General features: G+C 33.0%; 1 protein-coding gene. It reads left to right on the top strand.

The genetic code is table 11. The annotated features are described in order from the left end of the window. Nucleotides 1–195 precede the first annotated feature (195 nt). Nucleotides 196–318 (top strand): transposase (locus ACYQ4S_RS12555; protein WP_459771514.1); only part of this gene is annotated, 123 nt, incomplete at its 3' end.

The following is a 318-nucleotide window of genomic DNA, read 5'->3' as shown; positions in this document are numbered from 1 at the left end:
AAATGTATCTCTATTATAACATATTACTACATAGTACTACAATATAAGTCTATCAAATTTGACAAAAAAATAAAGCCATAACAGGCTTTGTGTCACTTTTTATTGATTCCAGCTGTTAAACTCCCGAAGTGGTTAATCTGTCCTTTTTGTTGTATACTATATTCAGTGGTAACCAACAGAAAGGAAGTGATATCAATGGAATTGGACAACAACAATCATTCAGTCTTCTCGATGTATTACCACCTTGTCTTAGTTATAAAGTATCGAAGAAAAGTCATCACGCCCCCTGTTTCAGATTACGCCAAAGATATGTTTCTA

The organism is Alkalibacterium sp. s-m-28 (assembly GCF_054658175.1).
Note: the sequence above shows the minus strand (reverse complement) of the source record. Positions and strands in the feature narration are given on the sequence as shown.